This window comes from Paraburkholderia sp. SG-MS1, assembly GCF_012275575.1.
Lineage (GTDB): Bacteria > Pseudomonadota > Gammaproteobacteria > Burkholderiales > Burkholderiaceae > Paraburkholderia.
Genome location: NZ_NPIH01000239.1, coordinates 78,183 through 89,258 on the forward strand (window position 1 = coordinate 78,183; position 11,076 = coordinate 89,258).

Below are 11,076 nucleotides of genomic sequence, written 5' to 3' on the forward strand. Positions count from 1 at the left end.
GTTCAATACACAATCTGGAAATGGATGGCTAGGGTTCCGGCCTGCTTCACGCAGGCGCTGGTCCGAGAGCTGTCGACCTCAGGCGAGGTTACACGGCGGGACAAAAGCCCGGGAGAGAACGCGATGTTTGCGCTGCTCCCTGCCGTCGCTAACTGTCCCTTCCGAGGTCAACCTCATGCGCAAGCTCGTTCGCTTTCTTGGCATCGCCGCCGTTTCCCTCGCTGCGTTCGCCTCCACCTCCGCGTTGGCCGCCGGCCGTACCGACTTCAAGGTTTGCTGGACCATCTACGCGGGCTGGATGCCGTGGGGGCAGGCCAAAACCCAGGGCATCGTCTCGAAGTGGGCGAAGAAATACGGCATCAACGTCGATGTCGTGCAACTGAACGACTACGTCGAATCCATCAACCAGTACACCGCCGGCAAGTTCGATGGCTGTGCGATGACCAATATGGATGCGTTGACCATTCCCGCTTCGGGTGGCGTGGATTCGACGGCGCTGATCGTCAGCGACTATTCGAATGGTAACGACGGCGTGCTCATCAAGGGCAAGGGCAAGCAGGTCGCCGACCTGAAGGGTCAGCAGATCAATCTGGTCCAGTTCTCCGTCTCGCACTATCTGCTGGCACGCGCGCTCGAAAGCGCCCATATGAGCGAGCGCGACCTCAAGGTGGTCAACACCTCCGATGCCGACATCGCCGGCGCGTTCGCGACGCCCGCGGTCCATAACGCGGTGACGTGGAACCCCATGCTCGCCGAACTGAAGGCGCAGCCGAACGTCACCGAAGTCTTCGACTCGAGCAAGATCCCCGGCGAGATCATGGACATGATGGTGGTCAACACCAAAACCCTGCACGACAACCCTGCACTCGGCAAAGCGCTGACGGGCGCATGGTTCGAAATGGTCGCACTGATGCACGCTAACGATGCCGACAGCACCACCGCGCTCACAGCGATGGCCAAGGCATCGGGCACCGATCTCGCGGGCTTCAAGGGGCAACTGGCGACCACCGCGCTCTTCTACACGCCGAAAGCCGCACTCGATTTCGTCACCAGCCCCGACATGCCGAAGATCATGACGCGCGTCGCGAAATTCTCGTTCGATCACGGTCTGCTCGGACAGGACGCCAAAAGCGCGGATGTGGTCGGCATGGCGTTCGACAAGGGCGTCGTGATCGGCAACAAGAGCAACGTCAAGCTGCGTTTCGATCCGACCTACGTCGAAATGGCGGCGGCGGGCAAGCTCTGAAGCAAATACCCACGCATTCCACAAGGCGGGCAGCCATGCGACTCATCAATCGATATCCCAGCCGAAGCGGCGGCTTGATGCTGCTGTTGCTGCCGTTCATCGTGCTGGTAGCGATTTATTTCACCGGGTCGTCGATGCGGCTTCAGCTCAATCCCGACGACAAGCTGCTGCCGGGCGCGACGCAGATGAGCGACGCCATCAGGCAGGCCGCCTTCACCGAGGACAAGCGCACGGGCGAGTATCTGCTGTGGGCCGACACGGTATCGAGCTTGCGGCGGCTCGGCATCGGCCTCCTCGTGAGCGCCGTCATCGCGCTGGTGGCGGCCATCGCGACTGGCTCGTTTCCGCTGGTGAGCGCAACGCTTTCGCCGTTCATCACGGTGATCTCGATGATCCCGCCGCTCGCGGTGCTGCCGATTCTGTTCATCGTGTTCGGGCTCGACGAATTGTCGAAAGTCGTGCTGATCGTGGTCGGCATTACGCCGATGATCATCCGCGATCTGCATTCGCGGGCCCGTGAAATCCCCACCGAACTATGGGTCAAGGCGCAGACGCTCGGCGCGACCAGCTGGACGTTGATTCTGCGCCTCGTGCTGCCGCAGTTGCTGCCGCGTCTGCTGGTGGCGATGCGTCTGTCGCTCGGCGCGGCGTGGCTCTTTCTGATCGCCGCGGAAGCGATCGCTTCGACCGATGGCCTCGGCTACCGCATCTTTCTGGTGCGCCGCTACCTCGCGATGGACGTGATCCTGCCGTACGTGGCGTGGATCACGCTGCTCGCTTGGCTCACCGACGAACTGCTGCGCCGCCTCACGCAATGGTCGTTCCCCTGGTATGGCGGAGGCGCACGATGATCGAAGTTCGCAACGTCTGGAAGGAATACGGCGATCAGGTCGTGCTCGAACGATTGAACCTGCGCATCGAGGAAGGCGAGTTCTGTTCGATGGTCGGCGCATCGGGCTGCGGCAAGTCCACGTTTCTGCGGCTCTTGCTCGGCCAGGAGCGCGCGACGCGCGGCGAGATTCTGCTGGATGGCGAAGCGTTGCCCGGCGAACCCGATGAGCATCGCGGCGTGGTGTTTCAGCGCTATTCGGTGTTCGACCATCTCACGGTGATTCGCAACGTGATGCTGGGACTCGAATTGCCGCGCGCGAAATTCACGGGCCGTCTGTTCGGCGCCCGACGCCGTGCGGCGCGAGACGAGGCCGCCGCGATGCTCGAACGCGTGGGCCTCGGTGCGGCACTGGACAAATATCCGCAGCAACTTTCGGGCGGCATGCAACAGCGCCTCGCGATTGCCCAGGTGCTGATGATGAAGCCGCGCGTGCTCCTGCTCGATGAGCCATTCGGCGCGCTCGATCCCGGCATCCGCAAGGACATGCACGAATTGCTGCTCAGCCTGTGGCGCGAATCGAAGCTGACGATCTTCATGGTCACGCACGACCTGAAGGAAGGTTTCACGCTGGGCAGTCGCGTGCTGGTGTTCGACAAGGTCCGCGTCGATCCGCAGGCACCCGGCGCCTATGGCGCGCGCATCACCTACAACATTCCGCTCGACCACAGTCGCGGCGCCGCGTCGTCCCTTCATATGGCCCAGGCCGTGGTGGAAGGCGCGTCCCGTGTCGAAGCGGTCTCAGCCTGACAGGAGTCTGAACCTCATGGAACTGCTACTCGAAGAAACCATCCCCGGCGGCGGCCATGCTTCGTTGATCATCAAGCGCGGCCAGTCGCTGCGCATTACCGACCTGCGTGGCGGCGCGAACGTCAGCATGATGCTGATCAACGCTGACGAGAAGAGTGAACGGCTCAACCTGCCCGACACGCTGAAGTGTCAGCACACGGCGAAGCTCACGGCCGGCCATTGCCTGTACTCCGATATGGGCCGTGTGCTTGCCGCGATCGTGGCGGACACCTGCGGCTGGCATGACAGCATCGGCGGCGTATCGAATGCGGAAGAAGTGCACGAACGCTACGGATCGGGCCGCTACCAGGAGTTGCGCAACGCGTTTTATCGTAACGGTACCGACAATCTGCTCGTCGAAATGGGCAAGTGGGGACTCGGGATCTCGGACCTGCTGATGACGCTCAATCTCTTCAGCCGGGTCGACGTCACAGACGAGGGCGCTCTGAATTTCGTGCCGGGCAATTCGAAGGGCGGCGACTACCTCGATCTGTATGCACCGATGAACACGCTCGTGGTGCTCACCGCGATCCAGCATCCGCTCGATCCGAATCCGGAATACGCGCCCAAGCCGGTCAAGCTTGCATTGAGCCGTGCGGAGCGCGACATCGCCGAACTGTGCCGAACCTCATGCGAGGAAAACATGCGCGGTTTCATCAACACCGATCGCTTCTTTCTTTGAGCGGAGCCCGACATCATGACAACGACGCTGACAGCTAGCGACAAACGCGCCGAGCACGCGGTCTTTCGCGAGACACTCGCGGCCGGTGAACCGTGGCTGCACGAACTGAAGGCCGGCCAGACGCTGCGCATTCTCGATCTGGAAGGCAATCAGGCCGTCGACACGCTGTTCTTCAGTCTCGCCGATCCGCGTGAGCGTTTCGATCCGCAACGCACGCTGCGCAGGCAGAAAAGCCTGTACCTGACGACGGGCACCGTGCTCTATTCGAACCTCGGCAAGCCGATGCTGACGATCGTCGCCGATACCTGCGGGCGTCACGATACGCTCGGCGGCGCGTGCGCGCAGGAGAGCAACACGGTGCGCTACGCGCTGGAAAAGCGCTACATGCATAGCTGCCGCGATAACTACCTGCGCGCCTGTGCACACGACGGACGTTTGTCCAAACAGGACATCGGCGCGAACATCAACTTCTTCATGAACGTGCCGGTGACGTCCGAAGGCGGCCTGACTTTCGAAGACGGCATCTCGGCGCCGGGCAAGTACGTCGAACTGCGCGCGGAAATGGATGTGATCGTGCTGATCTCCAACTGCCCGCAGCTGAACAATCCGTGCAATGCCTACAACCCGACGCCCGCGGAGTTGCTGATATGGAACTGAAGCGAATCCGCAACTGGCTTTTCTTCGTCATGCTGGTTCGCTCGGGACGCTGCTGCACCTGCACGCGCGAACAACTGACCCACGCAGATCGCTGACACGGACCTCTGCCGCGGACGACCGCGGCATGCATTCCCACGTGGCGGGACGGCCCGCCCATGAATCAAGATCCCTTTCATGTTCGAGAAAATCCTGATCGCCAATCGCGGCGCGATTGCGTGTCGCATCCTCAGAACGCTGCGCGAACTCGACGTTACCGGCGTTGCCGTTTACGCAGAAGCGGATCGCGCGAGCCTTCATGTGAGCGAGGCGCCCATCGCGCACGGTCTCGGCGATGGAGCCGCGTCGGCCACCTACCTCGATACGGAAAAGATTCTGGCGATCGCTCGCCGCGAGAACGTGCAGGCGATCCATCCGGGTTACGGCTTTTTATCGGAGAACGCCGGTTTCGGCGAAGCGTGCGAAGCGGCGGGCATTGCGTTCATCGGACCGACGCCGGCGCAATTGCGCGCCTTCGGACTCAAGCACACGGCGCGTGCCATCGCGGCGCAAGAGGGCGTGCCGATGCTCGAAGGCACCGGCTTGCTCGAGAATCTCGGCGCCGCGCTCGATGCGGCAGCCGCGATCGGCTACCCGGTGATGCTGAAAAGCACGGCGGGCGGCGGCGGCATCGGCATGCGCGTGTGCTGGAACGTCGCGGAACTGAGCGCGCATTTCGACGTGGTCAAGCGTCTCGGCCAGAACAACTTCAGCGATGCCGGCGTTTTCCTCGAAAAGTACATCGAGCGGGCGCGGCATCTGGAAGTGCAGGTTTTCGGCGACGGCGAGGGTGATGCGATTGCCCTCGGCGTGCGCGATTGCTCTGTGCAGCGGCGCAACCAGAAGGTGCTCGAAGAGACCCCCGCGCCCTGTTTGCCCGACGGCATGTCGGCCGCATTGTGCGACGCCGCCGTGAAGCTCGCGAAGGCGGTGAGTTACCGTTCGGCCGGCACCGTCGAATTCGTCTATGACAGCGCGGCGCAGCAGTTCTATTTCCTGGAGGTGAATACGCGCCTGCAGGTCGAGCATGGCGTGACCGAGCAGGTCTGGGGCGTCGATCTCGTACGTTGGATGATCGAACTGTCGGCGGGCACGCTCGCGCCGTTGCAGGAACTCGCCGCGGGTTTGCAGCCGCAGGGACACGCGATTCAGGCGCGGCTCTACGCCGAAGATCCGGGCCGCGATTTCAAGCCGAGTCCCGGCCTGCTGACCGATGTCGCGTTTGCGCCCGCAGACGGTCGCGCACTGCGCATCGATACGTGGGTCGAAGCGGGCTGCGAAGTGCCGCCTTACTTCGACCCGATGCTGGCGAAAGTAATCGCATGGGCGCCGACGCGCGACGCGGCACGCCGCGCGCTCAACGACGCGTTGCAGAACACGCGCATCTACGGCGTGGAGACGAATCGCGACTACTTGCGGCAGATTCTCGACGATCACCCGTTTGCATCGGGCGAACCGTGGACGCGCTGTCTCGAAGGACTCAGATATCGGGCGAGCACGATCGAAGTGGTCAGTGGCGGTACGCAGACGACCGTGCAGGATCATCCGGGTCGTCTCGGCTACTGGGCGGTCGGCATTCCGCCTTCCGGTCCCATGGATGACCGCGCGTTGCGGCTCGGCAACCGGCTGCTCGGCAATGCCGCGGAGGCCGCCGCGCTCGAAATCACCATGAGTGGGCCGACCTTGCGCTTCAACACGGATGCGGTCGTCACGGTGACGGGCGCGCGTCTGCCGGTGCTGCTCGACGATATCGAACAGCCGTTGAACACGACGCTCTTTGTCGCGGCCGGTTCGACGCTCGCGCTCGGCACCATTCGCGGCGCGGGTGCGCGTGCCTATCTCTGCGTGCGCGGGGGTTTCGATGTCGCGGTATATCTCGGCAGTCGCAGCACCTTCACGCTCGGCCAGTTCGGCGGACATGGGGGGCGGGCGCTGCGTGCAGGCGATGTACTGCACCTTCACCCGCTGCAGGATGAGAAGGCGGGCGCGGCGCTCGCCCACGTCCCCGAGCTGGAAACGGTGCGCACGCTGCGCGTGATCTATGGTCCGCACGGATCGCCGGAGTACTTCAGCCCGCGTTATATCGAGCAGTTTTTCGACACCGAATGGGAGATCCATTTCAACTCCAGCCGCACCGGTGTGCGTCTGATCGGACCGAAGCCGGAGTGGGCGCGTGAGGATGGCGGCGAGGCGGGGCTGCATCCGTCGAACATTCACGACAACCCATATGCGGTCGGCGCCGTCGATTTCACGGGCGACATGCCCGTGATCCTCGGACCCGATGGTCCGAGCCTCGGCGGCTTCGTTTGCCCGGTGACGATCATCGAAGCAGATCTTTGGCAGATCGGACAGTTGAAAGCGGGCGACAAGGTGCGCTTCGTGCCGGTGCAAATCGATGCAGCGCGTGAGGCGGCGCGCCAACGTCTGCGTGAATTGCAGGCTCCCGAATTCGACGCAAAGCCGCAAGTCACCGAGCCGGCCCCGCTCGTCTCGCCGATCGTCCTCGATACCGGTGCGGATCGCGAACGGCTCGTCGCACGTGTTTCCGGCGACACGCATCTACTGCTCGAAATCGGCCCGGCGGAACTCGATCTTGTCTTGCGTTTTCGCGGCCATGCGCTGATGCAGTCGCTCGAATCGATGGCGCTGCCCGGCGTGATCGATCTGACGCCCGGCATCCGCTCGCTGCAGATTCACTACCAGCCTGAAACGCTGCCGCTGGCGCAGTTGCTTGCGATCGTCGAGCGCGCCTGGCAGCACGTGCTGTTGCAGAAGGATTTGCGCGCGCCGTCGCGGATCGTGCATTTGCCGCTGTCGTGGGACGATCCCGCCTGCCGGCTCGCGATCGACAAATACATGACCACGGTGCGCAAGGATGCGCCGTGGTGTCCGAGCAATCTCGAGTTCATCCGCCGCATCAACGATCTCGACTCGATCGATGCCGTCAAACAGGTCGTGTTCGATGCCAGCTATCTCGTGATGGGACTCGGCGACGTGTATCTCGGCGCGCCGGTCGCGACGCCGCTCGACCCGCGTCACCGGCTCGTGACGACCAAATACAATCCGGCGCGCACGTGGACGGCGGAGAACTCGGTCGGCATCGGCGGCGCGTATCTGTGCGTGTATGGGATGGAGGGGCCGGGCGGTTATCAATTCGTCGGCCGCACGTTGCAGATGTGGAACCGCTATCGCGAAGTCGCCGATTTCGCGGGACGGCCCTATCTGTTGCGCTTCTTCGATCAGATTCGCTTCTACGAAGTGCCCGCCGACGAGTTGCTGCGTATTCGAGCGGACTTTCCGCTGGGGCGCTATCCGTTGAAGATCGAAGAAACCGAGTTGTCGCTGGCCGACTATCAAACGTTTCTCACGCGCGAATCCGCGGGCATTGAGCAATTCCGCGCGCGTCAGCAAGCCGCGTTTCAGGCCGAACGCGAGCGCTGGCGCGCAGCGGGAACGGTGGAAGAGAGCTTTGACGCGCCGGTTGCCGAGGACGCCGAACTGGCGCCGTTGAAAGATGGCGAAATAGCGGTGGACAGCGAGATCGCCGGTAGCCTTTGGCAAGTGCGCGTGAATTCCGGGGACACGGTCGAGGCGGGCGACGTGCTGCTCGTCATCGAGTCGATGAAGATGGAAATCTCCGTGTGCGCGCCGTGTGCGGGAACCGTCGGCGAGATACACGTGGCGCCTGGCTCTGCGGTGCGCGCGGGGCAGCGCGTGGCCGTCATCGAACGTCTTTGATATTCCGGGGAAAACATCCATGCCTTCATTCGATCTGCGTTTGTCTACGCTGCGCGCCGCTTACCGTGCCGGGACGCTTACGCCGCGCCAATTGATTGGCGAGTTGCGGGCGAAAGCCGCCGCACTGAATCCTGAGTTTCATCTGTTCATCCACCTTCTGAGCGAAGCGGAAGTCGCGCCGTATCTGGACCGGCTGGAAACACAGGATATCGAAGTATTGCCGCTCTATGGCATTCCGTTCGCGATCAAGGACAATATCGATCTGGCCGGGATCCCGACGACGGCCGCCTGTCCCGCCTTTGCCTATACGCCTGGCGAGTCGGCGACACTCGTCGCGCAGCTGATCGCGCTGGGCGCCGTGCCGCTCGGCAAGACCAATCTCGACCAGTTCGCCACCGGCCTGAACGGTACGCGTTCGCCGTACGGCCGGTGCCGCAACAGCGTGCATCCCGACTATCCGTCGGGCGGATCGAGTGCGGGATCGTCGCTGGCTGTCGCGCTGGGCGTCGCGAGCTTTGCGCTCGGCACCGACACGGCCGGCTCCGGCCGCGTGCCGGCAGGGCTCAACAACCTCGTCGGACTCAAGGCGACCAAAGGTGTGCTGTCCACTGCCGGCGTCGTGCCGGCTTGCCGCACGCTCGATTGCGTGACCTACTTCACGGCGACCGCGCGCGAAGCGAGCGATTTGCTCGCACTGACCGCGCAAGCCGATCCGCGCGATGCATACAGCCGCAAGAACCCGCAATGGAACGACGCGCGCGCATTCGGCAAGCTCGCCACCTTCCGCTTCGGCGTGCCGTCGCAACCCGAATTCGCGGGCTGTGCCGAAAGTCCGGCGTTGTTTGCGAAGGCTCGTGCGCTACTCGAAGCGGCGGGCGGCGAGGCGGTCGAGATCGACTTCGCGCCGTTCGTCGAAGCGGCGAACCTGCTTTATCAAGGCCCCTGGGTCGCGGAACGCTACAGCGTGGCGGGCGAGTTGATGGAAGCGAACAAGGAGGCCGTGTTGCCGGTCATTCGCGATGTGCTGGCGAAGGCGCCGGGCGCGACTGCAGTCGAACTGTTTCGCGCGCAATACCGGCTGCAAGCTTTGAAGGCCGTCTGCGACGCCGCGCTCGAATCACTGGACTTCGTTCTCACGCCGACTTATCCGCGCCCCGTCACGCTGGCAGAGTTGGAGCGCGACCCCATCGGGCCTAACTCGTTACTCGGCTACTACACCAACTTCATGAATCTGCTCGACTATGCGGCCGTCGCGACACCGACTGCGTTCATGAAGAATGGCCTGCCATGGGGCGTAACCGTGTTCGGCCGGGCGTTCACGGATCAGTATCTGCTGAGTGTGGCCGATCTGCTGCAGCGAGCAAGCGGTGTCGAATGTGTCGGGGGCGGCAGGCCCGATGCGAGCGAGCGACCGACGGCGGCGGCCAACGATCGGGTCCGTGTCGCGGTGTGCGGCGCCCACATGCAGGGCTTGCCGCTCAATCGCGATCTGGTCTGCCGCGGCGCACACCTCGTAGAGGCGACGCACACTGCGCCGCGCTATCGCTTGTCCGCGCTGGAGGCCGCGCCGGGCGGCATGAGGCGGCCCGGCATGCGGCGCGTGCCGGACGGCGGCGCGGCGATTGCGATCGAGGTCTGGGAGATGCCCAGTCCGGAGCTGGGCTCGTTCCTCACGACGATTCCCTCTCCGCTTGCGCTAGGGAAGGTCGAACTGGCCAACGGTACGTGGGTGACCGGCTTTGTGTGCGAAGGGTATGGCCTGGAGGCCGGGACCGACATCACGGAGTTCGGCGGCTGGCGAGCATGGCTCGCCAGCGGGCGCAAATAGCGCGTGTGGTGGGAAGATTCGTCCCTTTTCTTTCGCCCGGATGACCGCTACATTGATCTCTGCGCGGGCATGGCGGAACGCGCCGGGTTTAATGAACCGGTCGCCACGAAGCATGCCCTGAGTACGGAGCAAACCGGCCGCCCTTCGGGCTCGACACACATGATCCTCATGTATGGTGTGATCGCGGAACGAGCGAAGGTGATCGGCCGTCACAGGCTCGAGCGCACGTTCTTCGGTCCAGTGCAAACACCTCATGATTAGCAACTTGCGAGGTGACACGGGTTCAATGTCGTGCAGCCGCCGTCTCGCGCCATGGCTGCCAAATGCCCAGCGTGTGCCTTCATAGGGAGCGATACATGCAGCAACTCATCAGGCATCCCCTCGTCCTGCTGGTCGTTTCGTTCGCGTTCATGTCGCTGGCGGCGTGGTTCGGAAACTCGGTTCTACGAAAACGTATGGCGCTCGATGAAGACTCGCGCGACGACTTCAGAACCGTTCAGGGAGCCACGTTGACGCTGCTCGCCCTGGTCATCGGTTTCAGCTTGTCCATGGCGGTAGGCCGTTACGATCAGCGAAAGAACTACGAAGAGGAAGAAGCCAACGCGATCGGGACAGAGTTCGTTCGCGCGGACCTTTTGCCGGAAGCGGCGGCCGCCGCGATCCGCTCGGACCTCGCCAGGTATGTCGACTTGCGCATCGAGTACTATCAGACTCGCGACACGCAACGCGTCGAGCAGATCAATGCCGCCACCTCTGAACTGCAAGACAGGTTGTGGTCCGCAGCCAGAAGCGGCGCCGTAGCCCAGCCGAATCCCGTCGTCGCGCTCGCCGTTGCAGGCATGAACGATGTAATCAACACCCAGGGCTATACCCAGGCAGCATGGTCGAACCGCATCCCCGTGGCGGCCTGGATAATGATGATTCTGATCGGCGTGTTCGCCAACGTACTGGTGGGCTATGGGGCGAAAAATCCGAGCAGCAAAGGCCGCTTCCTCATGATCATGCCGTTGACCGTGTCTATCTCGTTCATGTTGATTGCGGACATTGATACGCCGCGCAACGGCATCATCCGTGTCGTGCCGCAAAATCTCATCAGCACGGCGCAATCTCTGCACAGACCGTAAGGCCGCTCGACACGCTCATTGGCCCACACGAGATAACCCCGCTCAACCCGCCCCGGCCCCTGCATAACGCGCGAGGAACATATCCGC

Annotated in this window: 8 protein-coding genes and 1 riboswitch; all 8 genes read left to right on the top strand. The window is 63.1% G+C overall.

Annotation, left to right across the window (positions count from 1 at the left end):
- Positions 1-17 precede the first annotated feature (17 nt).
- A riboswitch (guanidine-I (ykkC/yxkD leader) is annotated at positions 18-117 on the top strand.
- Positions 118-175: 58 nt separating this feature from the next.
- The 8 genes from CIC12_RS23410 (at position 176) to CIC12_RS23445 (ending at position 10,989) form a co-directional block, all read left to right on the top strand.
- Entirely contained in the window at positions 176-1,246 is a 1,071-nt protein-coding gene (locus tag CIC12_RS23410; protein WP_168667413.1) for a putative urea ABC transporter substrate-binding protein, read from the top strand.
- Positions 1,247-1,281: 35 nt separating this feature from the next.
- Positions 1,282-2,097: an ABC transporter permease gene (locus CIC12_RS23415; protein WP_168667415.1), complete on the top strand. Its 816-nt coding sequence runs from the start codon at positions 1,282-1,284 to the stop codon at positions 2,095-2,097.
- On the top strand, positions 2,094-2,885 hold the full coding sequence (locus CIC12_RS23420; RefSeq protein WP_168667417.1) for an ABC transporter ATP-binding protein: 792 nt from the start codon (positions 2,094-2,096) through the stop codon (positions 2,883-2,885). The genes CIC12_RS23415 and CIC12_RS23420 overlap by 4 nt, the downstream gene beginning before the upstream one ends.
- Positions 2,886-2,901: 16 nt before the next feature.
- On the top strand, positions 2,902-3,606 hold the full coding sequence (locus CIC12_RS23425; RefSeq protein WP_168667419.1) for an urea amidolyase associated protein UAAP1: 705 nt from the start codon (positions 2,902-2,904) through the stop codon (positions 3,604-3,606).
- Between the two features lie 15 nt (positions 3,607-3,621).
- Entirely contained in the window at positions 3,622-4,263 is a 642-nt protein-coding gene (locus tag CIC12_RS23430; RefSeq protein WP_121323585.1) for an urea amidolyase associated protein UAAP2, read from the top strand.
- 174 nt (positions 4,264-4,437) lie between these two features.
- The gene (gene uca, locus CIC12_RS23435) at positions 4,438-8,037 is read left to right on the top strand and encodes an urea carboxylase (protein WP_168667421.1); all 3,600 of its coding nucleotides are present in this window, start codon (positions 4,438-4,440) and stop codon (positions 8,035-8,037) included.
- Positions 8,038-8,056: 19 nt separating this feature from the next.
- Positions 8,057-9,865 (top strand): allophanate hydrolase, encoded by a 1,809-nt coding sequence (gene atzF, locus CIC12_RS23440; protein WP_168667423.1) that lies wholly within the window; start codon positions 8,057-8,059, stop codon positions 9,863-9,865.
- Between the two features lie 356 nt (positions 9,866-10,221).
- Positions 10,222-10,989: a bestrophin-like domain gene (locus CIC12_RS23445; RefSeq protein ID WP_168667425.1), complete on the top strand. Its 768-nt coding sequence runs from the start codon at positions 10,222-10,224 to the stop codon at positions 10,987-10,989.
- Positions 10,990-11,076: the final 87 nt, after the last annotated feature.